This is a genomic window from Paenibacillus turicensis, from assembly GCF_017873435.1.
Classification (GTDB): domain Bacteria; phylum Bacillota; class Bacilli; order Paenibacillales; family Paenibacillaceae; genus Fontibacillus; species Fontibacillus turicensis.
The window spans coordinates 286111-312361 of the sequence record NZ_JAGGKG010000001.1; the positions used below are offsets into that span (position 1 = coordinate 286111).

Genomic DNA, 26251 nt, shown 5'->3' on the forward strand with positions numbered 1-26251 from the left:
CCTTATGTTTTAAAATGATTTACTATTTATTTAACTCAGGGCCATCTAACTCTAATAACAAATTGGAGTGATACCCAGCAGCGCTAAGATTAGGTGCGCTAAGTTTAATTTTAATCGTCTCCATCTGTTCCCAGCCTGTTTTGGGGACAATCTGAATAGGTAAATCATTGATTTTTTTATGATAAACCATAGTTGAACGATTCAGGGTGCCATTAGAAAATTTCTGCATATCAGGAGATGAAAATCCGTTTAGCATTCTAGAAGGACCGAAAGCATCTGATCTATACTTTGTTTCATCCTTGTTATAAATTTCTCTTCCCTTATAGTATAGGAGATAGCTTTTTTTCCATTTACTAATGGGATATTGTTCGATAGGGACGTAATTAATTACACCGCCATGTCCCATCCACTTCAACTCATTCACCGGCGGCACCAACTTCAAATTCGGGTCATTAGGATCCTCTAAATCAATCGCAATTAAAGCATCAAGAACACCTTTATACTTTCCGTCCCGTGTCTCCACTGTCATCTTATCCTGTCTCCACAACTCCTCAATCGTTTTCCCCTTATAATCCTCTCCCTTCGTCACCATAATCTCAGGCATCACTGTAAATATATTTGTCCCATGCCAAGCTAACTCTGCACTCCCTACGGCATACTTATCTACAGGTAACTTCTCCCCATTTTTCACGGCTAAAATACGCTCAATAATCGTCACAGATTGCGCACGGGTCGTTGTCTTTGTTTCACCCAGCTCACCTTTACCTAGCCCTGTAACTAAACCTGCTTTGGTCGCTAAATACATCCATTTGCTATCCTCTTTTGCCTCTTCTCCGAGTCCTGCACGTACAGCAATACGCGCCATTTCCTTACGTGTAATGACTTTATTCCAACCTAGATCACTATCTGAAAAGTCACTACTTGCATAAAACTTGTTCTCTTTTGCCACTTTTACATAAGGCTCATACCATGTAGATGCTCCCTCTGTTTCAACAGGTAGATTCAACGCTGTAACCACCATCTTTATGAACTCATCACGTTTAATCGCTTGCTCAGGCTTAAAAATACCACCTGGGTAGCCACTTACATACCCTTTTTCAATCGCAGCCGTAATGCTTTTTTTGGCCCAATGTGTATCCTTTATATCTGAAAAGGAGGTCACTTGCTGGTTCGATACGTTAGCCTCTGGACTACTACTCTCCTGATTGACGTTATCTTTTTCCCCATTATTTTCTCCACTAGTACGATCCTTGTCTGTCAGGTCTTCATTGGTGCTGGTCTTTTCCACCGAAGTATCTAAATTTGTTTTAGTTGCTGTATCATTTTTCTCCGCTGTTGTTGTTGATGTCGCGGATGTACCTGCTTTCTCACTATCTAGTGCTTTCACCTCATTCCCATTTCCCCAAAGTGTGCCTCCACTTGCAGCTACCAACGCCATCCCTAAAATAATACTAATCGCCTTTTTATTCATTTCCCTTCTCCTTTGCAATTCAATTATGGTAAAGAACTCATAAACTCTGATTAATGTCTTCTCAAAGATTTCATAAAGCTCTTTAAAACGGGATTCTCTTTTCTTTTAAATCCTCTAAATGCTTTAGATTCTTTAAGTTCTTCTTTAAGTTCTTAAATCTCTTTAATTCCCAAACTATGTACGCTGTTACACAAAGTTGTTTGATTCTACTATAGTTTCATGGATGCCACTGCTACAGTTTTTTATTAATACCACTTCTATGGTTTCATCTATACCACCTCTAAGCTTTTCCTCCTTTTCTCCTAGGACACCATTCCCATCTAGCTATATGTTTTCGACAAAATCTCCCTTTTTACCTCCTTCAATCAGGATAAATTGAGAAATACAGGAATATGCGCAAAATAAAAAGCACACCTCTCATCAGGTATATCTATGTGACATCTTAATGACATCAAATGATACCTCAAATGATTCTGGTGTGCTTCACCAAATTCCAATTTATAACACCTATTGTAAAAGGCGTCTTTGTAAAAATCAAGCCATTTTATTTATTTCCTCAATATATTGATTTAATGTTCATTTATTTATTTATTTGTAACTGAAAGCTGTGGTGCTTTGGCTTGCCCTTTTTTAGAAATAAAGAACAATGCCAACCAGATCAATACAAAACCAAAGGCTTGTGCCCATGTGATCACTTCATTCATAATAAACCAGTTCATTAATACACTCACCATCGGGAAGCTAAGTTCTGCTAGTGTCGCTACAGAAGCTTTAGTGGTTGTTAATCCTTTGTAGTATATTAGTAAACCAAGTAATCCTGGTAATAATGCCTGACCAAATAAATTCAGTAATACAAGAAACAACTCGGAAGAAGCAGTAGGCCAATTCCATGCTGCACCTTCTCTAATTGTGATCATTAACAATAACGGAATCGCCATTACAAAACGTAAAGCAGTGACCGTTTCATATTTTAAATTTCCAACTAATAAACGCCCCATTACTGTAGATCCACCCCATAATGCAGCAGCACCTAATGAAAATAAGCTACCCATTTGGATAAATTCGCTCCAGTGTCCAATTGGCAATGAAAAACCGAAGGTTAAAAAATACGTACCCACTAGTGCGACTAAAAATAACGGAAAGAAATTTTTAGGCAATATCTCCTTAAGCAAAAGACGAGCTAAAATAATTGCAAATAACGGCTGTAGCTTTTGTAGTAAAACAAGTGCATTTAGGTTTCCACCCATCGCAAGACCTTTTGTAAATAAAATTGTTGCAATGGCTGAGCCACCCCATGAAATAAATATTAAGGCTCCGAGTTGCTTCCATTTTAAGGTGCGTAGCTCTGCACGATTTTTTATCAAAATTGGTAATACTACTGCACCAATAATAACATGCTCCAATAATACAATTTGTGCTGACGTTAATGAGTGTAGCAATAATACACGAAATAAAGGCTCAATTCCCCAGCTTGCTGCACCGATTGCTACTAACCAAAAGCCAACATTCCATTTTCCAAAAGATAAAGTTGCTGGTTTTACTCTTACACTTGCGTTATCCATGTTGATTTCCCCTTCTCGAATATGGGGTCTTACAGCAGAAAACCCCCGGCATCGACATTAATCGACAATTCGGGGGCTGACCAATTAAGCATAATTTAAGCTAAAACTGCTTTACTGTCTTATAAAGACAATAGCAAAGACAAGTTTTGCGCCTAAATAAACATTCCATCATGCTTAGGATTGATCTTCTCCCATCCGGACTTTACCGTCGGCCTTGGATTCTCACCAAGTCAGTCGTAAATTACTAACAGCAACTCACGAGTCGCGGGCTTAAAAGCATCATTTTTTTCTAAGAAATAAATTAGCTTCTCACCGCCGGTCAGGAATTTCACCTTACCCCGAAGATCCATATTCAATTTATTTTAGTTTATTTAATAACTTATGATTTGATACTTCAAAATGTTACTTACTATAATATAGCACCTTCTTCAGAAAAAGCAATTGAAATATTTGTGAACAAATGCACAAAGTTTGATAATCCATTCTTTACAATGCTAATTCAGTGTATTTCATAACATTATTTCTTCAAGAATACTAAGTATTTTTCTGCATATTTAATGCTATAATCCAATTATACCTACAGGTTTTACTTAAAGACGTCCAAAAAATTTTTTTCAAACATAAATGAAAGGAGAATAGCTAATGCGTACTCAGCATAGGCTGGAGCTCCATGCGGTTCTGTATCTTTAAAACGCATGGGGCATAATCAATAATATTTTGCCTACATCACAGCAAGTACAGAACCTGCATTCTAAATTCAATATTTAGAACAGGGAGTGTGCAACTCAAATGAATTATTGCAATGCTAATGATATTTTACCTAACGAACTCGTAAATGAAATACGTAAATACATTTCAAATGGTTTTATATATATCCCATTAACAACACCAAGAAAAAGCTGGGGCAGCTTATCTGGACAAAAAGAAGAACTTGCAACCAGAAACAAACTTATTCTTGACGCATATCATAATGGAAAAACAATTGATGAGCTAGCCACAGAGCTGTTTTTATCCAAAAGCACCATTTATAGAATAGTAAGAAGTAGTGAAAATTTTAAACACTAAATAGGTAGTGCTAAACCCGAACTTTTACGGAATTCAAAATTCCGCAAATTGTTTGGGTTTTTCTTTATCTGATATGCTTATCGCCCAGCTTATTATCATGTTTGTTTTAATTTATTGTTGAAGTAAAGCTTGCATCAACTAGGTGATATGATGGTAACAAATAATTAGCAAATCATGATAGCAAAGTTAGATCAAATATTTTGATATGAAACTGATTTTTAAATGTAGTTTTAGGAGGATTATGATGAACATAGAGCATATTTTGAACAAAATGGTTGATATTTCAAAGATAACAATGAAAGATAAACTAGTTGGTGTATACTTACATGGCTCCTTAGCAATGAACTGCTATAATCCTAAACAAAGTGACGTGGATTTATTAATCGTTGTAAATAGTAAACTAACTAGCTTTGAACAAAAATCAATGACACAACAAATTTTATCTTTTTATAACGACTTATCAAATACTATCCCTATTGAATTCAGCATTGTTTTACAGGACGTTATCCATCCTTTTATTTTTCCAACACCATTTGAATACCATTTCTCTAATCTCCATCTTCCAAAATATAGAGCTGATGAAAATTATGTATGTGGAGGTTTTGATGACCCTGATCTTGCGGCACATTTTACAATCATCTATGAAAGAGGAATAACCTTATATGGCGTCCCCATTCACGATTTGTTTCGACCTATTGACCAAAAGTACTATATCCAGGCACTAATATATGATGTTGAAGATGCATCTGAAAAAATTATGGCATCCCCTATGTACTATGTATTAAATCTATGTCGAGTACTCCTGTATTTACGTGAAGGCAATATTGCTTCTAAAAAGGAAGGAGGAGAGTGGGGATTAGCTCATTTGCCTCAGATCCATCACAAAACAATAGCCAAAGCTTTGGATCAGTATATAGGTAAACCGAATGCTAACCATTTTGACGAAATGTCATTATTAGTATTTAGCGAATATATGTTAGTTGAAATAAAGTCTGCTTTAGCTACAACTCACACATAAGCTTGAATTTCAATTAAAAGTACATTTCACAAAAAAGAAGGACTGCAATTCAAGTCATAATATAATTATGATTTAAAATGCAGTCCTTTGGATAACATAAATTCAAGAAATATTTTAATTATGTTGTACTACATAAGATAACGTAACAATTTTATACGGTGCTACCTCATAACCTTTACTCTTATCTACAAGCTGATGTCTACGTTCCAAAACATCACTGTTATAAATCTCACCCGTACCACGAGGAAGATTCGCAGTTAGCTTTACTGTTTTTTGACCCAAATTATAAAATCTTGCAATTACATCTGACGTTTCTTGACTTAATTTTAAGGTAGAGAAAGCTAAAGCAGTCTCTTCCTCATTCCAATTTAACCAACTATAAGTCGTACGAAGTTTCCCGTGTTGTAACTCCGTCTGTACCACAGTCCAAGGAATCTGGAATTGATACGCACTCGCATAAGCACCTGAAGCTATGCCATCTTCAGCATGAGGAATAATCGCATACTCTACAACCTGCTCACCTAAACACTGCGCCTCAGGTGTTTCAAACACACCCCAGTCCCCAAGCTCAGACACTGCCCGTAGCAAAGTAATCGCAATACTATTTTCCTCACCCTGCAATACTTCATATTCCTGCAAGCCTTTGTTGGCAATCGTCAAGCCACGATTTTGCTCATGCACACTGACAAATGCACCCTGATGCTGACAGTTACTCGGGTTGATCCATTCCTTTGCAGGCTGTGTATCACGTTTTGCCACTTCAAAAATGGAATCCGCATAATGATAAGCACTGTTTACACCTGTTGGGAATAATGCACGTAAACGGTGATCCTTAGCTTGATTGTTAAAACGTGTTTCTACCTTCACCATGCCACTGTTAGCTTCAAGTGTATATCTTGTTGTTAAAATGAAGGGTACAGTTTCTGTTGTCCGCACAGCCGTTCTTTCTCTAAATGGAACAAACTCCTGCTTCTCCTGAGCAAAGGTTTCATTTGCAGATGCTGGAATCTCCCATTCTAATCTTGCTTCAATCACCGCGCGAACAGCATTTTGCTCCACAACTGTGATCTGTGCTTGAAGTCCTTCCGTAGTAACCGCCACTTCACCATCCGGCTGACGATATACATATTCGTTCCCGATATCACCCGTATTTTCAAATGCATTTAAACCTTTGTATACATGACCAGTTTGTTTATCAAACAAGGTCAATGTACCATCAAGCTCCACAGTGGCAGCAAGCTTGTCATTTTCCATCGTATAACCTTCAACGTGTACAGATTTAGGTTCAATAGCTTCTGACAATGAAGAAGTTACATTTGATGTTGAATTTGATGTTGGGTCTACTGTTGAATCTGATGTCACCTGTTGACAGGCATACACCTTATATCCAAGCGCAGGAATATCACTTGCTAGCAACGTTACCTTTATTTTTCGTGCCATATAAGGCTGACGGAAACGATCCTTAGGCAAATCATAACCAAAGTGCACGCCCATATCTTGAATTTCAGCAGAGATGATGTCACCCTGTTCATCCATAATCACATAGTGACCAAGGTCTTCTTGCTTTAGCTCTTGAGCTAATAGGTGCGGGGCAGGACCTTCTGAGAAATATTTTTTTGCGACCTCAAGCTCCACTTCTACTGCACCATTACGACGCCAGCCTGTTGTGTTAAACACGGTAAAAGGTATTACTTTATCGGAATTAGTATAAGCATTGGCATGAACATCACTTTCATTTCTACCCCAAGCCGTAACACCCAACGTATCTATTTGCTTCACAAGCTTGGCAGTAGCTTCCTTAATGAGCACCTCTGCCACATTGCGACTCTTTAAAAAGCGAGTTTCCATCTCCTGATGCACCTCATCCACACTACAGCCACAAATACTGTCATGAGGATGGTTTTGCATTAATGTCTTCCACGCATATGTGAGCTCATCATGAGGATACGAAGCGTTAGCATCTAAATGAGCAAACACAGCTAGTGGCTCCGCCACCTTTTCAAGCAACGTCTGCGCCTGCTGATTCATTTGCTTCAAATAAATACGTGCGGATGCAGTATTCACAAGCGTTCCCCAGCCATCGGTATGCTGACTACGCAACTCTCCTTTAACCACTGTCAGATCATCGGGCACATTTTCAGCCACATCTGCAATATATTCATCAAAGTTGGAATGCTTAAATTCAATATCTGGATACAAAGTTGATGCAGTCTTAATTGCGTCTGATAAATCAGTTTGAATCGGTTGATGATCGCAACCATTCATGAATAGTAAATGAGGTGTGGAAGCAAACTCCTCAGCATTTTTTAAATTTTTATCCCAATACGCCTTGGCGTCATCTCCCCCCACAGGAACCTCCATCCCATTACAATACCAATTCGCAAACAAAATCCCTAACACCTGTGATCCATCGGGTGCTTCCCAATACATTTCAGAATAAGGCGATTCATACGTATCCGCTTCGCCCACCATGTTATTAAAGCCTGTAGGTTTAACTCCACGTCCAAAAACTGCATTATGAATGTCTGCTTGTTGGAGGATTTGTGGCGCTTGTCCCATGTTGCCAAACGAATCTGGGAAATAACCTGTTTTGGAAATAACACCATATTGCTCGGCATCCTTATGTCCTGTAAGTAGATTACGAATATTTGCCTCACTGCTCGTTAAAAATTCGTCCTGTAAAACATACCATGGACCGATCTGAATGCGTCCCTCTTTAATATAACGTTCTAAACGCTCTCGCTGAGACGGTCGAACCTGCAAATAGTCCTCGATTACAATCGTTTGTCCATCTAAATGAAAATATTTATAATCAGGATCGGAATCGAGTGTGTCTAGCAAAGTATCCATTAATTCTACTAACAACATATGATGATATTCAAAAGGCATGTACCATTCCCGATCCCAATGTGTATGGGAAATAATATGTGCCGTCTTTTTTTGCGTCAATGTATCCAACTCCTCTGCACCTTTTTAAAAAAGCTTGGGTCCTAAATAATGTTTACCAGTATACCCGACTCCATTTAGAAATTAGTACTTGACTACGATAGGAATCTGGGAGCTACGCTCCAGAGCGTTCTTGCGATTGTGTTAAAATCATATTCCTTTTTATTAAAGTCCATTTATGGATGGAATTTGATTTTAAGAGACAATTTTCAGAATCGCTCTGTCTCTTCGCTAGTTTGGGTTAGCGGTCAAGCACTAATTTCGAGATTGAGCCGTATAACGTGTTATCCCTTTGTCGCGCCACCCATGCTAAAGCCTTTAGACATGTAGCGTTGCGAGAAAATATACAATATGACGGATGGCATCGTGTACAGCAATGAAAAGGCAGCTAAACGTCCATATTCAACCATACCATGGTTTCCGAAAAATTGATAAATCAACACAGATGCAGGTAGCTTTTCTGGGGTTTGCAACAAAATATACGGAACAAAAAAGTTTCCCCAGCTTCCTGAAAACGTAAAAATAGCAATCGTTGCAATACCAGGGAGCATTAAAGGTGCAACAATTTTACGTAGACCTGTCCACACCGAGGCACCATCAATCCAAGAGGATTCCTCCAAATCAATTGGAACTGAATCCATAAAGTTTTTCATCATCCATATTCCATAAGGCAATGAGGATGCCGTCAAAAATAACATCGTCGCAAAAATCGAATTTTGCAGCTTTAAATATAAAAACAATTGAAATACAGGCACCATCACCGCTGTAATAGGTAGTGCAGTCATAAATAAAATCGTAAGTAAAAAGCTTTTCTTAAACTTCATTTCATATCGTGATAATGGATACGCCGCCAAGGCAGAAACCACCACTACAAAAATGGCTTGTCCACCTGATAACAGTAACCCCACCCCAAAAGAGCGCACATTAGCGGTTTCACCTAACACATCCTTATAGTTGCTTAATGTAAAGGTATCTGGAATTTTAATGCCTTGCTGTGCATGGGGATCTACCGATGCTAACACAATCCACAATAAAGGGATCAAGAAACAGATTGCAATTAAAGCAAGCACTGCATATTGAATTTGTTTATGAATGCGATGTTTTTTAAACATGGATGTCCACCTCCCTCATCTACACTTTGACCTTCATGGATCGCATGTACAACAGACTTGCAATGATACCGATAAATAACAATACCATCGAGATTGCTGTACCATAACCAAACTGATAATTCACAAACGCTTGATGATACATAAAGATCGGTAAGGTTTGCGTTGAATTACCTGGTCCACCACCTGTCATCGTATAGATCAAGGTGAATACCCCTAACGTTTGTAGCGTAACTAACATCATATTTGTAACAATGGAGCCCTTCACCATCGGTAACGTAATGTGGCGTAAAGTTTGGAACGCAGTTGCTCCATCAATTGTGGCCGCTTCCTCCACATCTTTAGGAATATCGTCTAAGGCAGATTGGTATACCATCATCGAGAAGGCAGTACCATGCCAAATGTTCGCAATTACAACGGTAGTCATTGGAAAGGTAAATAACCAAGACACCGAGGATAAGCCAATGGCTTCTAAAATGCTATTTAAGGTCCCTGTATCACCAAAAAAGGCAACCATACAAAAAGCAACAACAATTTCTGGGGTCACCCAGCCAGCAATTACGATAATCCCTACAAAACGTCTAAACGTAATATTTTTTTCCTTCATTAATAGAGCAATCATAAAGCCTAATACAACCTGTCCAATGACTGCGGAAAAAATAAGAAAAACTAAGGTACGATACACACTAATTTTAAAATCTGGATCTTGAAACATATTTGCAAAATTCTGAAAGCCTACAAATTCTAAGCTTTTTGCTGCTGCTCCCGTCAATGACATGTTCGTAAAAGCAAAACCAACGGTCAGAAAAATCGGGATGACGAAAAAGATAAGCAACAGGATGATGGATGGAAATAAGAATAAGAATGCTTGTAATCCTTTTCCCCTTTGTCTGTCCATGTCATTCTCTCCATTCACAAGGCGATAGAGGGATGATCGTGCATAAGCGTTCAATCCCTCTACTCCTTTTCTAAAAAATCTTATTTCGGCTTGAATTTCAAAATTAGTTTATAATAGCGTAAATCTAGCGGAGAGGCGGAGGGATTGTGAAGAAACGAGAGTGTTACAAGCTTTCTTACAGAAAGCTACTTCGAAAGCACGACCTCTTTAAATTCTGATTCATAACATTATAATTAAATTTCAATTCAGGAATCAGTCTTTAACAGCGGTCGTAGCAACCCTCCGACTTGTAGCATCCACCACCTTATCATAAAAAACTAATTTTCTTGCAGAGTTTAAATTTATTTCAAATTATTTTTCCTCTACTGCATCCGCCCCAGCAACTCTTGTTACATTTTCTTTGAATTGCTTCACTGCATCCTCAGGACTCAAATTACCAGAGGCAATGCTTTCAACAATACTTTGAATTTGGGTAGAAACAGAAGCGTATTTATCATTCGTTGGACGGAAATGTGCATGGTTTAAGAACGATTGAGCTTCTTTAATAAATGGACGATCTAAATAGCCACTTACATCTACAGAGTCCACACGAGGGCTTAATGCACCCTCAGCCACGACACGTGCTGTTGCATTTTCCTTGTTCATAATGAACTGTAAAAACTTCCATGCTTCATCTTTATTTTTAGCATTTGCAGGGATAGACCACGCCCAGCCACCAGACATGGTTGTTGCACCAGGCTCTTGACCATTTTGAGTTGGCATTGCAGCAAACCCCATCTTTTCGGTTACATTTTCAATTGGCGCAGCACCTGTTGCACTCCAAGTTGATCCAGCCCAGCTACCATCAAGGGCAATCGCCATTTTATCCTGTGGTAACAATTGCTCAAATGCCATACTTCCCGCTTGTCCACTGAGTGCAATTTGCAAAGCAGGACCTGTTTTATCTACATTAAATACTTGATTAATAAATTTAAAGGAATCCAATAAGCCAGGACTGCTCACAATCCATTTTTTCGTATCAAAATCATATAGCTGATCTTGTGTACCGTATAATAGCATTTCTAATGTTTGCATCGTTACACCTTCACCACTTGCTTTACCAACGGTCATGTGCATCGGAGTTACATCCGGTAATTTTGCTTTAATCGTACGAGCCGCGTCTAATACCTCTTCCCACGTTTTAGGTTCCCATGGCACAGGCAGTCCAGCTTTTTTAAATAAATCTTTGTTATACCACAAGCCACGAGTATCAGAGGTGGCCGGAATACCGTATACCTTACCGTCTTCTCCAGTAACACCCGCTTTCAGGTTCGGGATAATATTACTCCAATCTGACCATGCTTCAACCTTACTATCTAAAGGCTCTAAGTATCCCGCTTCCGCATCAGACTTCAAAATAGAAGTATCCTCCGCAATGAGATCAGGAGAGGTGTCACTTGACTTCATTTGTAACACAACTTTTGAAAAATAATCTCCTTCACTTGCAAGGATCGGAGCCAAATTTACTTTAATATCTTGATTTTGCTTCTCAAACTCTTCCACTAACCCAGCATTAAAATATTTAGTTAATGAATCATTGGAGCCTGAGGAACGAAATGTAACTGTTATTTCCTTTTTCCCGTTTGCCTCTTCTTTTTTCTCTCCACTAGAGCATGCAGTTGTAAACACCATCAGTGCTGCGAGCATGAGCATAAAAGAAGCCTTAATTTTATTACTTTTCATTTTGACAAACCCCCTGATGAATAAATTTATAATGCTATTTATGAATGCGGATACCGCAGTAATCCATTAAGAACTCGCAAAACAGCATATTTGACCAAGAGAACCATGGTCTTGTATATTGCGAAGGATCATCAGCGTGGAAGCCCTCATGTGTCATTCCTGTTCCAGCGTCTGTTGCTTGGAATAATTCAAGTAATTTCTCTCTTTCTACTGAGTCCAGTGAGGTTAAACCCTGCATGGATAAGGCAATATGCCAAATATAACGATCAGGCGTATGTGGACTACCAATTCCTGATGCAGCCTCTCCTACAAAATAATAAGGATTATGTGTACTCAGTACAAATTTACGCGTGTTTAAATAGATTTCATCATCTTCAGCTACACAACCTAAATATGGTAAGGATAATAAGCTTGGCACGTTCGCATCGTCCATTAAATTATAATGACCTAAACCGTCCGTCTCATAAGCATAAATTTTCCCAAACTCAGGATGTTCAACAATCGCATGTTGTAAAATGCCTTGATGAATTTCATTGGCTAAATCAAGTGCTTGCTGTGCTAAGGATTTATCTGACCACACTGTAAGTGCAATCTCATGTAAGTATTTCAGCACAACTACCGCAAACATATTAGAAGGAATTAAGTAACCGTATTCACAACGATCATCACTAGGTCTAAATCCAGACCACGTCATACCTGTATAGGCTGTTAAGCTCCCTTTACCTTCTCGACTTAAAGTATCTGTAAGAGGGGCATCTAATCTTTGGAATGAATATGGCGATTGCTCCTCATGATGTTGCTCTGTTCGCCACAGCTTTATAATTTCTTCTGATGCTCGGCGGAAGGTATCATTAAATTGTGTTGTACGACCACTGTTTTTCCATAATAAATAACCAAGCTGTAACGGGTAACATAAGGAATCAATTTCGTATTTACGTTCCCAAATGGAAGGACCCATGTCTGTTAAATCATCTTGATGTCCATTACCATTTGCACTTACATTAAATGCATTGGCATAAGGATCTAATAATACAAATTCCATTTGACGCTGAACTAAGCCTTGAACCATATCTCCAATCTCTTGATCCTTGCTCGCAAGCACCAAGTAAGGTCTGACCTGTGCTGCAGAGTCCCTTAACCACATAGCAGGAATGTCACCTGTAATTACAAAAGTCGTGTTGTCCTCTAACGTTTGGATTGTCGTATTGATCGTGTTACGGAAGCCATTTTCAAAAATTTGAGCGAGCTTAGGTCGATCTGCAAACCTAGCCTTCATCTCATTAATCATGTTCTCAATAGCAGCATTGCTAGTTTTTTGTGTGGGTGATGGCAAATCCACACCTCCTAATTCCATGTAATAACTTTTTCTAGTTTTATAACCGCTGTTAATTAACCGCTTACATTTATTATATGTAAATAGATTAGTATGTCAATATATTATTTTACTAATTTATATCTTTAATATCAGATTAGAAGTAATTTTCATACCATTTAACCTTACATGTTTATAACAATATAACAAATAAAAAAGAAGCCTTATTCAGACTTCTCTTTATTGAATGCTTATATTTTATTTGCAAAATCATGTAAAGTGGCAAAATAGAGCCTAAATTGTTAAATCTTTTTAGCCTTTGCAGTAGTTTTCCCCACAATCAGTGGTGCTTCAAGCATGACCCTACTAGGTACCATTTCGTTGTTATTTAGTTTAAGCACACTTTCAATGGCTTGCTTTCCAATCTCCTGTTGATTTTGTCTAACATGTGTAAATTGGTAGGCATCATTCCTAAGTGGACTATCAAAGCAAATAATTGAAATATCCTCTGGTACAGACAACCCTAAGCGCTGAGCTGCCTCATATGCATATTGCGCAATCGTATATTCAATTGCAAATAGAGCTGTAATTTCAGGATGCTGCTCGATATGCTGTTGGATCATTTCAATATCCCGTTCTCTTGAATTTGGATCAAACTCATTTGGCATCGTTGACGTAATATTTTCTAACCACAATCCACGGTCCGCCACGATTCCGTTTTCCGCATGTGCCTCAATAAAGCCTTCAATCCGTTCCTCAATCGCTGTTGTATTAATGGAGGGTTGTGTTAAAAGTCCAATATGTGTATGGCCTAATTCAAATAAGTAATTACTTGCTACCTTCGCTGCATGGACATTGTCACTGCTAATAGAGGAAGCTGAAATTCCTTTTAAATAACGATCTACAAGCACAAACGGGAATTTTGAAATCACAAGCTTTAAAATTTCCGCGCTAAAATATTCGCCCTGAGCAGGAAAAATAATTAAACCATCTACGCCCATCTCTAAAAATTGCGTAATTGTTTTTTCCTCTTGGGCAGCAATCCCAAAGGAACGACGAATAATTAAATAACAGTCATGCTCCCGCGAGGCTTCCTCCATCCCATAGATTAATTCTGTACCATAACTATCATCAAAGGTAGTAATTACCAGACCAATCAACAGTTTTTTATTGATTTTTACGGTTGAACTACTTAGCGAGCTTAGTGTCCCATCATAGTGATTAGTATCTTCCTTTACACCCATAAATTCATTTACGAAGGAGCCTTTTCCAGGCTTACGAATAATATAACCTTCTGTGGTAAGAAGTTCCAGCGCTTTCTTGCTCGTAATTCGGCTCACACTATATTGCTCACATAATTCCTTTTCGGACGGAATCCGTTCTCCTGACTTATATTTAAGCGAAATAATATCTTCACGCAAAGCATCAAAAATTTGCTCATACATCGGTTTGGATGTGGATTGATTGGACATCTTGCTTCCTCCTAGACATCATACATAAACATAATCATCACATGTAATAATATATCATGTTATATACAATTAAGAAAGCGATATAATATAGAAAAAAACGATGTAATCACAGAATTTGGAGTGTTTATTTATGCAATTGGAAATTTAACAACAAAAACGCTCCCATTTTTAGACGTGGATTTTAAGGTTAAGTCTCCCCCCTGTGCCTGAGCTAATTGCTGACTATAGGTAAGACCTAATCCTAAACCATGAGGTCGCGCAATTTTACGCTCCCCCCGGTAAAAACGTTCAAAGATGTTAGGTGCGTCCTCTTGACTAATTCCCGTTCCGTTATCCTCAATTTCAAGTATGGCTTGTTCTCGCTCACTAACATGTTCTATATCTCTCTCAATATTACGCTTAATCTTTCGCTCAGTATCAAATGTATTACACTGAAGCCTAACCTTAATCATAAGCTTCCGCTCACTATGCTTGGCTTGAAGACAATTATTAAGCAAATTAACGATAATTTGTCTAATCCTCAGCGCATCCCCTATGACATATACCTCCTCCTCAGGTATAAGCAACTCACACTCCAATTCATCATGATTATCAATTAGCTTCCATTGCTGCACCACTTCGCCTAGTAATCCGGTCAGTTCTACTCTGTCACTACGCATACTGACATTTCCTGATGCAAATACATTATAGTCTAGCAAATCAGCAACCATTCGGTCCAATCTTCCAGTCTCTTGCAGAGCTAAATTAAGAAACTCCTCTGCTTCCTCACCTGTAACAACCTCATCCTTAACAGCATGGATTAAGCCCTTAATTGAGGTGACAGGCGTCTTTAATTCATGGCTTACCCCAGCTAGGGACAATATTCGCCAATCTTCAAGTTGTTTTAAACGAGCCGCCATACCCGAAAAAGATTCTACAAGCTGAGATATTTCTTTTTCTTGTGTTTTCACCTGCAAATTATCAATACAATAATCCCCTTTTTGAATCCTTTGTGTGGCTGCAGTCACCTGCCTTAAGGGTAAGGAAAGTCGGCTAGATAATAAATAAATCGTTAGTAAACCTGCAAATGTAAAAATAACTAGCATTATAACAATGACAGTGATTATAGCCTCGCTATTCGTAAGAGATTGATTGGACTGTATCAACACCGTCTTGCCAACTTCTTTTAAAGAATGCCCATACACCGGAGATGAAATTAAATTAAATTTACTTTGTGGTGAAGTTAACTCTTTATAATCCCATTTCTTATTAAACTCCTGTTGTGTCATTTGAGGCATACTATATTTTAAATGCCCATCCTCATCTACGACATATAAGCAAAAATTAGCATCAACATCAAAATACTGCAGCTTATTCCCTATGATATCATCTAGATTTTTCGGAATTTCAAGATCATTTTCTCCACCTAGTCGTTCAGCAATATTTTGGACAAATAGGCTTGAGGTTTGGATACGATTATCTTTTGCTGTCTCTCTGATCCAATAAATTGACACTAAGCCGATTACGGCACAGACGGCAAATAATATAACAATATACCGAACAGACCAATACGACAAAATGGAAACTTGCTTTACTGGTTTACGCAAAATGAATACCCACTTCCCCGCAACGTCCGAATTTCACCTTGAGCTTGTGGCCAATCAGCGAGTGCTTTTCGTAATCGTTTTATACATAAATCCACCGCTCGATCACTTCCTTCGTAGTCGTATCCCCATATTTGTGCTATAAGCTGTTCTCTTGTCCATACACGATTTGGTCTAGCTGACAAAAATAATATTACATCCAAATCTCGTGGAGTGACTGCGATCTCTTTACCATTCAGAAAGATGCGTTTAGCCTCATAATCTACTAACAAGGAACCAAAATATTTTCGTTCAGGCTCCTCTGAATAAATTGGTCTCCGGCGTAAAACCGCTTTAACTCTAGCAACTACCTCATCTGGCACAAACGGCTTAGTCATATAATCATCCGCACCGTGATCAAGACCAAATAATCGATCATCCAACCGATCCTTAGCTGTTAGCATGATGATGGGACAAGCACTTTTACTACGAATCTCAGACAACAGCTCAAAGCCATCCCTTCCTGGAAGCATCACATCAAGTAACACTAGGTCAACCACATGCTGATCAAACGCCTCAAGTGCACTAATTCCATCCATACATCGAACAACATTGTACCCCGCTTTATTTAAATAGCTATTTAACACACGGCTAATAGCTTCTTCATCTTCTACCACAAGAAGTGTTTGCTTATTATCTGATTCTGGGATCACACATCCAACTCCCTTATCTCCTTAAATTCATGTCCATTTATGATAGATGGTTCAATTGTTAGCTCTTTATTATAGCAATTTTACATATTTTCTGAATCTAAGCAAGTTTTTTGATTTGACATCTTACTGACACATTTCCTTGCTAAATTATGAATTACATATACGGCATAAATCATTTAGAGCTGATAGAGAGAAATATTTTTGAGGAAAAATAGGAGGAATAGAGAAATGAATAAACGAAGCTGGTCTATTATTATCATTGCATTAGTTATCATCATTGGTGTGGGGACGTATCTATTTTTCAGGTCCTTTACAGGCAACAATATCGAAATTAATAGTGTAATTCCTGACAGCACACAAAATAGTGAAACAAATAAGACAACTGGGAATGCTTCTACTCCTGCTGCTACATCTAACCAAGGTAGTAAAGTTGCCGCAGATGCTTTAAACGGCCAATGGAAAATTACAGATGCATCTAAGGTATATTTCTCAGTAACGACTTCACAAGAAACGGTGAACTTTGAAAATAAAAAGGTAAGTGGGAGTTGGGACATTAATGTCGATTCGCCTAGCGCAATGAAAGGGAACGGGAGTATCGATATGACTGCCAACGATTCCGGCAATAGTCAACGTGATAATCATATCCAGCAAGCAGACTTTTTTGATGTAGCTAAGTTTCCAGATGCAACGTTCACAGCAACTTCATTCGAGAACTTACCAACAGCATGGACTGAAGGCACAGCAATTCCGTTTAAACTAACAGGTAAATTGACTGTAAAAGGGATCGAAAAGGACGTTACCTTTGATGCACAAGCGATGTATAAAAACAAGCAAGTCATGTTATCAGGTAAAACGAAAGTGACCTTTAGCGACTTTGGAATGCAAAATCCTCATAATGTAGTGATGTCTACGGAAAATGATATTGGGGTACAGTTGGAGTTGGTGTTGGATAAGAACTAAGATTTCAAATAAACAATAAAAAGCCAGTGTCTCGTATAATACGAAATACTGGCTTTTTTAAATCAATCTTTAGTAGCTTCTTAAATGGTCACGATTAATAATATTACTTTCTAGCACTTTCCCTTCCTTCGGAAGCATGAAGGACCAGTTGACGTCTTTGTACAGTCTTCCTACGATTTTTCGTCGAAGGGTCAATTGAGTAGGTATGTGTGTTAATTTATCAACGATAATATGACCTGAAGAGAAATAGCTTGGTTTACCAAATCTTACATCTTGGCCTCTCCCTTGCACAGAAAAATCAGCTCTATACGTTTTTCCATTCTCATCAATAACTTCCCACTGATCATCCGTCATTGTGTTGGTAAACACACCATTAGATATATTGATTAAAGTTTGTTTATCCCCATATGACTTATGCTTTTCAAAATATTCTACGCTAGTAATGTTAAATGAATCTCCCAGGCTGTCAAAAACTGCTGGCTTCGATTCCGAAATTTTTGACGGCATAAAGGTTATCTTCTCATCTGAATGCTCTGTGGTCATGTAGCCATCTAATACAAATTTGATATCGTCGGTCTTATTTGCTACCGTCAATCTTGAATCAAACGTATACCACTTAGTTTCCTTTTGCCAAGGATCATAGTAGATATCAGACTCATCATAAAAATCACTATAACCATCCCAAGGTTCACCATTTTTTTCATAATGGTAATAAATCCCGCTCATTTTATCTAGCTCACCTGGAGAACGTTGTTGCGCTTCCTTAGTGAACATGGTATTAAAACTTAATCCAAGACCACTAGGCGCATAAGCAATTCCATTCATTTTGATATTTAGTCCACTAGGTGTTGTATATTGCTCTGATACTGGTGCTATTATAGTTTTTTCCTTAGCTTTTCTAATATCAGCATAACAGTATATTGTCCATTGACCAGGTATAGTCTGATGTTCACCTTTCTTATTGTTATCTTGTGAGTCCTTTAGCACCATTTTTATGCTAATATCATCTGTCATAACGGGTTCTTTAAATACCATTCCATAGAAAGGTATTGCACCAAGCTCCTCCATATTTAATCCATACAATCTCCCAGGGATTATATGCCGATGGTTATCTCTAACCTCTAGTGAAACTATTTCAAGTGAGTGACCCTTAACTTCATTTCCAACTTTATCCTTAAGCACTCCACTTATTAATATACGAAGTGGATCAGCATACATCTCCTTCACCTCAAAGGTATAATCTCCGTTTTTCGCAGTAAACTTAGGTTCACTCACTAACTCTTTAGCACTTTTTAGTCCAGGATCAACAACATCTAACCATTCTAAACTAGACTTCGTAAACATCGACCTAATCTTCTCTGCTAAAGATGGCTGTACAAACATACTTATGGCTAATAACATGACAATGACAGCTAACACAGCACTTGCGACCTTCATTTTGAATAAGGAGGAACGCATTTTCCTCAGTCCCACATTTGTTGACTTTGAACTATCTGTAGCTGTCCATAGCGCATTACCTGAAGAACTAGCCTCTACTTCAAGCATGTTGATCTGGCTCATAACATGATCCGTAAAATCAATTGGAAGCTCGTCACGATATAAAGCTTGTTCCCACACAGTTTGCTCCTGCTGTAACTCATCATACATCTGCTTACAGGTAGGACAGTGTGCAACGTGCTCCATTAATTTAGCTTTCTCCGATGCTTGTCCATTAAATAATACTTTTTCCATTTGCAATTGACTCCAGCAATTCAAAAGAATCCCCTCCTTTTTGCCCTAATTGCTTTCTTAGATTCTTTTTTGCCCGATAGATACAATTACTCACTTTACGCTCGGACACGCCTACAATCCCCGCTATCTCTCCATAACTAAGGTCGTTGCTGTAGCGCAAAACCATAATTAAGCGGTGCTGCTCAGGGAGCGTATAAAGTAGTTGTCTCAGCTCTTCTCTCAATTCTTTATTTAAATATTTTCTTTCAGGGACATTGGCACCTTGCCTTCGCTGTTCTTTTTCTTCTAATGCGCCATAAGCATTTTCAATCGGCATAGGAATCCTTTTACGATAAAAATCCTTTAACGTATTGACTGCAATCTTATACAACCACGCTGCAAAGCTACTATCAAATTGATACTGTGAAAGTTTACAATATGCTTTAATAAAGGTTTCTTGCGCTAAATCCTGCGCATCCACTGATGTTGCTCCCATACTTCTTAACAAGCCGTAAACCTTGGTCTTATACCTATCTAAAATAAGAGCGTAAGACTCTTTACGACCCTGTAGCACCTCTTCCACGAGGGCCTGATCTGTGATCGGGTCCATGCTGCCCCTCCTTAAAATGAATTGGACTTTTCAATCTGTATAACTAAGACGAATGAAGTCACAGTTTCCTCTCACTATCGAACTAATCTTTCTCTATTTTTCTATGTAACTAGCCCTATTTTTCGCAAAGATTGAAAATATGTAATAATTTTTCACAAATTATACTTGTATATATTATTTTACAATATTATACTATCAATAATTAAGACAACGACTATTTATTCTCATTGATGTTAATATATTACATCGTATGACAACTCTCCTCATGACTTACTTCATTTTACTGACATTCTTCAATTTTTTATTATCTATCATCCTATCATTTTTTATCACATATACCTTTTAACTTTTTTAAAAAATAGATTTATTAAAGGAGGTGATGAAAGCCGCCATCAGATATTCCTTAGGGAATTCCTTGAGAAGAGTCGTTAGTTTCTCAACGCTAAGGAGCTAATTCACTTAGGCTGGCTGCCTTTTGTTTTACCGTAAAAGACAAAAACCAAGTAAAGGGAGTGGAGAAGTTGTTTAAATCCAAAAAATTTCGCAAATCTTTTTCACTCAGCATGGCCCTCATCCTAGTATTCACGCTAATCCCTTCGGCCTTTGCTGATAACGGATCTTCCACACAAAAGCTAGAGCTGAAAAGAGACTTACCTAGTAGCACAGTGAATAAAATCGATGAGCAATTAGTAGAAAAATTTAAACAAGATGAGTACGTTTCTTATCTGGTTAAATTAAAGGAGCAAACAAATACAACTAAGGTAGCTAACCAAGCCTTAAGTAAAGCTCTTACCAATAAATCTACAGCTTCTTCTGCAAAATTAGCTGTGCGTACTTCTGTTGTAAGCGCCTTGCGGGAAACCGCGACCCGAACACAGGATTCTATTACTAGTTACTTAGAGCAACAAGAAAAAAGTGGCGAGGTTAAAGAGTTTAAAAACTACTTTATCGTCAATGCACTTTATGTCAAAAGTACAAAAGCGGTATTAGATGAGTTGGCGCTACAGCCTGAGGTTGAAAAAATCGTGCCAAACCAAACGCGTTATTTAGATACAGCTGAGGTAAAGGAAAAACAAGCACCTTCAGCTACCACTAAACTAAACGCTGCACCCGCTATCGAAAAACCGGATACGTCCAAAGAAGCGGCTAAAGGCGACTCAAGCGTGGCACTTAAAGATAAAACTAAAAATAACGCCAATATCGAGTGGAACATTTCACAAATTAACGTTCCTGAGGTATGGAATCAAGGGATCGATGGCACAGGGATTGTTGTGGCTAACCTTGACTCAGGGGTAGAGTACACCCACCCTGCACTAGCAAGTAAATGGCGTGGACTAGATGCATCTGGAAATATAGTAAATCCAGAATTAAGCTGGTATGATGCTAATGACCATGCGCCTCTACCTGAGGACACTCATGGACATGGTACACATACTATGGGTACGATGGTAGGCTCTGAACCTGACGGTTCAAACCAAATTGGGGTTGCACCAGGCGCAAAATGGATTGCCGTTCGTATTTTTAATCCTGAGACGACGGACGCCATCATTTTAGATGCAGGACAATGGATTCTCGCCCCAATGGATAAAGACGGTAACCTGCACCCTGAATTAGCCCCAGATGTGGTCAACAATTCATGGGGTGGTGGCCCTGGTGTGGATGACTGGTTCCGTCCAGTTGTACGCGCTTGGCGTGATGCAGGCATCTTCCCTGAATTTTCAGCGGGAAATACAACGCGAACGAACCCTGGTGGCCCTGGGTCTGTAGCTAACCCTGGGAACTATCCAGAAGCATTTACAACAGGTGCAACAGATATCAATCAGAACCTAGGCGACTTTTCATTATTAGGTCCGTCACCATACGGGGTTATTAAGCCAGATGTAACTGCCCCAGGGGTAAACATTCGTTCCTCTGTACCAGGTGGTGTGTATGAAGGCGGCTGGAACGGAACCTCCATGGCTGGCCCACATACAGCAGCACTTGCTGCATTATTATTGCAAGCAAATCACTCGTTAACTGTAAGTGAGCTTGAGGAAATTATTAAATCAACGGCAACACCACGTACAGATGCTGCTTATCCAACAACACCTAATAACGGATATGGCTATGGCATTATCAATGCATTAGATGCTGTTAGCTCCGTTCTTAGCGGGGTAGGGACCGTTTCAGGGAGAGTAACGATCGGTGGGGATGATGAAAGTGAACCAGTCATTTCACATACACCACCAGCACAGCTATATAAAGGTTTTGATGTAAAGCTTACGGCTGATGTTAGTGATGACGTTGCAGTTACTTCTGTTGAGTTTTATGCCAAAACAAAAGGAGATGACCATTATTTATATCTCCCTGCAACACGCGTTTCTGGAGATTCGAAAAATGGGAAATACGAAGTAAATGTACCTGCTTTTCTTATCGATACAGCAGGGTTAGAGTATTACATTCGTGTAAATGATTACGGCAATAATGTAGTAGATAGTACGATTTATACTATTCCAGTTTCCGCAGGTATTACGCCTGGCTACATTCAAACCTTCGAGGATAATAATACGGGTTACGTTTCAGGTGGCACTAAAGATACTTGGGCTTGGGGAGTACCAATCAGTGGACCAGGAAAAGCCTATTCAGGTAGTAAAGTGATCGCTACAAATTTAACAGGAACCTATCCAGCAAGTGCGAACTCACATATTCAGCTACCTCCTATTGATCTCAGTGACAGTCCAAATGGAGCTTTGCTCTCGTTTAAACAATGGTATGATCTTGAGAACAATAACGATGTGGGAAAGATTTTAATTGCGACTGAAGATTCCGAATATGCCTTTGTAGAAGTTGCAAAAGTAACAGGAACAAGTGGTGGATGGAAAACACAATATATTGATTTAACACCTTATGGAGGACAGCAGGTTCACGTTCTGCTAAACTTCACTAGCGACTCTACCATTCAAAAAGCAGGTTGGTATATTGATGATATTGCATTATCTGCACCTGATTCAGAAGCTCCTGCTGCACCAGCACAGCTTACAGGATCAGCCAACTTTACAGGCAATGTCGTATTAAACTGGCAAGCTTCAACAGAGGAAGACTTTAAGGAATATCGAGTATACCGCTCTACAAGCAGTGGTACAGGTTATGAATTATTAACGACAACGACCGCTACCTCATATACAGATGCAACAACTGAAGGGGATTCCACCTACTATTATGTAGTTACTGCCCTTGACTATAGCGCAAATGAAAGTGCTTATTCCAACGAAATTAGCTTAACGATTCATCGTCCAACTATTATTTACAGTGATAATTTTGATGGGAATGATGATAACGGCTGGACACACTCTGGCGCTAAAGATGAATGGGAGCGTGGAGTGCCTACAGCAACAGGCGGTCCGGCAAGTGCAGTATCACTACCAAATGTATGGGCAACGGATTTAGATAACACCTATGAAAATAGCGCAGATGCTTCTCTCTACTCTCCACTTATTGATCTCACTGGTGTAAGCAATGCAACAGCTACCTTTGAGCATTGGTTTGAAATTGAAACCAACTATGATTTTGGATATGTAGAAATTAGCAGCAACCAAGGTGATACTTGGTCTGAATTAGGTAAATTCTCTCACTCTACAGCAGGTAAAGCTTGGACTCCTGTTTATTATAATTTAGACAAATATGTTGGAAAAACAGTTCAGCTTCGCTTTAGACTAAAAAGTGATAGCTCTGTTTCGAAATTAGGCTGGTACATCGACAATTTTAAAGTATTAAGTGTAGCCGCTACTGAGTCTACCAAAAATGTGCTTGGTACAGAGACAAAAGCAAAAGACATTTCCTTATTTGATGGACCTGAATTTAAATTAAGCTACACAACAAAAGAAGAATATAACGCTTCTTTAAAAGATGAAGCAACAAAATCTAGTAATCAGACACCTGCTAGCTTACCTGCAAGTGCAACAGTAACCGTACTAGAGACTGGACGCTCTGTAAAAACAGATCCATCTACGGGTAGATTCAGCTTTAACCACGCCGCAGGTAATTTCACACTCAAAGCAGAAGCCTATGGTTATTATGCTCAAACGTTACCTGTTACGATTACAGACGGAACAAATGTAAAAGCGAACTTCAGATTAGAAGAAATTCCAAGTGGCGCAGTGCAAGGTACAATTACAGATGAGCAAAGTGGAGAACCTATTGCAGGGGCAACCATCCTTGTAATTGAAGATGCCTCTGTTACACCAGTACAGACTGGGGCAGATGGTACATTTAGCTTAACCTTGCTAGAAGGCTCTTACACTTTGGCTATATCAGCAAAGGATTATAATAATACAACGGTCGCTGTAACCGTTAAAGGTAACGCGAATGTTGAAGCTAATGCAACATTAAAACCTTTTATTGGATTCCCAGGTGAAATTAGCTATGATGATGGAACACCTGAAAATGCTAGAGCCTTTAATGCTGCAGGCAATGCATGGGCAGTTCGCTTTACACCAGAATCCGAGAGCACACAAGTAACAGGAGCTTCTCTTCGTTTCTGGAATACGGATTTCCCGAGTCCTGGTGGGACAGCATTCCAATATGCTGTGTATGATGCATCAGGTCCAAACGGCGCACCAGGTCGTCAGTTAGCAGGACCATTTGATGCCACTGCATTACGTAATAATCAATGGACAGTACTTGAACTACCTGAAGCTGTGAATGTAAAAGGTGACTTCTACATTGTGTACATTCAATCAGTCGCTGGTTTAGAAGCTCCAGGACTTGCAACAGATGAAAGCAGTCCTAACGCTAAACGTAGCTGGCAACGGGCTAGTGGCGCATGGAGTCAATCTCCTGAAGCTGAAGGGAATTACATGATTCGTGCTACCGTTCGTTATCCTTTGGGTGCCCCTGAAATTACGTCACCTGTCGATGAAAGCTTTACAAATACAAACGAAGTGACTATCGTCGGAACTACCCCTGCTAACGATGCAGAAGTTAAAATTTATAAAGGTACCGAGTTACTTGCTACAAGTCAAGTTGTTGATCACAACTTTAATATTCCAGTGGAATTAAGTGAGGGTTTAAACGAATTGACTGCACGCGTATTTGTAAACGGTAAGGGAACAGACCTTTCTACACCGATTAAAATTACAGTAGATACAGTTAATCCAACCTTAACAATTACGTCACCTACTGATAATGAATCCAAAAATACTGAATTAATTCATGTTACAGGTACAGTGGAAGATTTAAATTTAGATAAAGTGGAAATCAACGGTCAAGCAGTCACTGTAGATGAAAATGGTGCCTTCGATGAACGTGTCATCGTACGCGAAGGAGAAAATGTAATTACAGTCAAAGCGACAGATAAAGCAGGTAATACGACAACACAAGCTGTTAATGTTGTTGTGAATTTAACTGCACCTGAAATTCAAAATCTGACCCCTGTGGAAGATATTCATATTAAAGCTGGGGAAAGCTTTACCGTCGCATTTGATAGTGTACCGGGACTACAGGCTGCATTTAGAGTCGAAATCCCTTTGTTATTCCAGCTTGAAGGCGGTAATGTGATTCCGTTTACTGAAACAACTCCTGGTCACTATGAAGCTAGCTATCAGACACCAGCTACACTTAAATTAGACGGTGGAATCATTGTAGTACAAATTAATGATCCTGCTGGAAATAAAACTGAACAGCAAGCGCAAGGTAAGTTGTATGTAACTGCTAGTACTGGAGGGACAGAGCCAGACAATAATACAGCCCCTGTAGCTGTGATCGATGCAAAGGATAACGCCAAAAAAACTAAAAATGTAAAATTCAACGCATCTAAATCCTATGATCTTGATGGAAAAATTGTTAGCTATGCTTGGCAATTTGGAGACGGAAGCGAAGCACAAGGTGTGAAAGCAGAACATCGTTATAATGATCCTGGCACCTTTACAGTTCAACTTACCGTCACAGATGATCAAGGAGCTACGCATACCGCATTTCATCAAATTACAATTAAGTAATTATAAATTGTAATGAATTAACATCATGAGTTAATCTCATGAGCTAAGCTTGTTAGTGAACCACATAAGTTAAATGGCATGTAAAAGAAGCGCCCCTCATCAAATTTTGATGAGGGGCGCTCTTTGTGACCCGATGGTAAAAGGAA

The 26251-nt window shown here is 38.9% G+C and carries 16 protein-coding genes and 1 riboswitch; of the genes, 4 read left to right on the top strand and 12 right to left on the bottom strand.

From position 1 onward, the window contains the following. Window positions 1-22 precede the first annotated feature (22 nt). Both J2Z32_RS01215 and J2Z32_RS01220 read right to left on the bottom strand, forming a co-directional pair. Entirely contained in the window at window positions 23-1471 is a 1449-nt protein-coding gene (locus tag J2Z32_RS01215; protein WP_210087305.1) for an S-layer homology domain-containing protein, read from the bottom strand. Between the two features lie 584 nt (window positions 1472-2055). After that, window positions 2056-3033 carry a DMT family transporter gene (locus J2Z32_RS01220; protein ID WP_210087306.1) on the bottom strand — a complete coding sequence of 326 codons (978 nt, stop codon included), beginning with the start codon at window positions 3031-3033 and terminating at the stop codon, window positions 2056-2058. Window positions 3034-3212: 179 nt separating this feature from the next. After that, window positions 3213-3383: riboswitch (FMN riboswitch) on the bottom strand. A 439-nt stretch (window positions 3384-3822) separates the two neighbouring features. On the opposite strand from J2Z32_RS01220, the gene J2Z32_RS01225 reads away from it, so the two are divergent. Next, on the top strand, window positions 3823-4098 hold the full coding sequence (locus J2Z32_RS01225; protein ID WP_210087307.1) for a CD3324 family protein: 276 nt from the start codon (window positions 3823-3825) through the stop codon (window positions 4096-4098). Between the two features lie 244 nt (window positions 4099-4342). Next, a complete protein-coding gene (locus tag J2Z32_RS01230; protein WP_210087308.1) occupies window positions 4343-5116 on the top strand; it encodes an aminoglycoside adenylyltransferase domain-containing protein in 774 nt (257 codons plus the stop codon). A gap of 114 nt (window positions 5117-5230) precedes the next feature. Here the strand turns inward: J2Z32_RS01230 and J2Z32_RS01235 are convergent, their stop codons facing one another. The 8 genes from J2Z32_RS01235 to J2Z32_RS01270 form a co-directional block, all read right to left on the bottom strand. Then, window positions 5231-8065: an alpha-mannosidase gene (locus J2Z32_RS01235; RefSeq protein ID WP_210087309.1), complete on the bottom strand. Its 2835-nt coding sequence runs from the start codon at window positions 8063-8065 to the stop codon at window positions 5231-5233. Window positions 8066-8346: 281 nt separating this feature from the next. Then, window positions 8347-9174, bottom strand: coding sequence for a carbohydrate ABC transporter permease (locus J2Z32_RS01240; protein WP_210087310.1), 828 nt, complete (start codon window positions 9172-9174; stop codon window positions 8347-8349). 19 nt (window positions 9175-9193) lie between these two features. After that, entirely contained in the window at window positions 9194-10069 is an 876-nt protein-coding gene (locus tag J2Z32_RS01245) for a carbohydrate ABC transporter permease (protein ID WP_210087311.1), read from the bottom strand. A gap of 351 nt (window positions 10070-10420) precedes the next feature. Then, on the bottom strand, window positions 10421-11791 hold the full coding sequence (locus J2Z32_RS01250; protein ID WP_210087312.1) for an extracellular solute-binding protein: 1371 nt from the start codon (window positions 11789-11791) through the stop codon (window positions 10421-10423). A gap of 34 nt (window positions 11792-11825) precedes the next feature. Then, entirely contained in the window at window positions 11826-13079 is a 1254-nt protein-coding gene (locus J2Z32_RS01255) for a glycoside hydrolase family 125 protein (protein WP_425342977.1), read from the bottom strand. Window positions 13080-13405: 326 nt separating this feature from the next. Continuing rightward, entirely contained in the window at window positions 13406-14575 is a 1170-nt protein-coding gene (locus tag J2Z32_RS01260; RefSeq protein WP_245251035.1) for a GntR family transcriptional regulator, read from the bottom strand. 128 nt (window positions 14576-14703) lie between these two features. After that, window positions 14704-16161 carry an ATP-binding protein gene (locus tag J2Z32_RS01265; protein WP_210087314.1) on the bottom strand — a complete coding sequence of 486 codons (1458 nt, stop codon included), beginning with the start codon at window positions 16159-16161 and terminating at the stop codon, window positions 14704-14706. Continuing rightward, complete coding sequence (locus tag J2Z32_RS01270; RefSeq protein ID WP_342453896.1) at window positions 16146-16850, bottom strand: response regulator transcription factor; 705 nt, start codon at window positions 16848-16850, stop codon at window positions 16146-16148. The genes J2Z32_RS01265 and J2Z32_RS01270 overlap by 16 nt, the downstream gene beginning before the upstream one ends. Window positions 16851-17078: 228 nt before the next feature. Between J2Z32_RS01270 and J2Z32_RS01275 the strand changes: the two genes are divergently transcribed. Then, window positions 17079-17810, top strand: a complete 732-nt coding sequence (locus J2Z32_RS01275) for a YceI family protein (RefSeq protein WP_210087315.1) — start codon at window positions 17079-17081, stop codon at window positions 17808-17810. Window positions 17811-17879: 69 nt separating this feature from the next. On the opposite strand, the gene J2Z32_RS01280 is transcribed toward J2Z32_RS01275, so the two are convergent. Together J2Z32_RS01280 and J2Z32_RS01285 are read right to left on the bottom strand one after the other, a co-directional pair. Then, window positions 17880-19541, bottom strand: coding sequence for an anti-sigma factor family protein (locus tag J2Z32_RS01280; RefSeq protein WP_210087316.1), 1662 nt, complete (start codon window positions 19539-19541; stop codon window positions 17880-17882). Further along, a complete protein-coding gene (locus J2Z32_RS01285; RefSeq protein WP_210087317.1) occupies window positions 19522-20130 on the bottom strand; it encodes an RNA polymerase sigma factor in 609 nt (202 codons plus the stop codon). The genes J2Z32_RS01280 and J2Z32_RS01285 overlap by 20 nt, the downstream gene beginning before the upstream one ends. Before the next feature lie 521 nt (window positions 20131-20651). Here J2Z32_RS01285 and J2Z32_RS01290 point away from each other — a divergent pair. Next, window positions 20652-26105 carry a S8 family serine peptidase gene (locus J2Z32_RS01290; protein ID WP_210087318.1) on the top strand — a complete coding sequence of 1818 codons (5454 nt, stop codon included), beginning with the start codon at window positions 20652-20654 and terminating at the stop codon, window positions 26103-26105. Window positions 26106-26251: the final 146 nt, after the last annotated feature.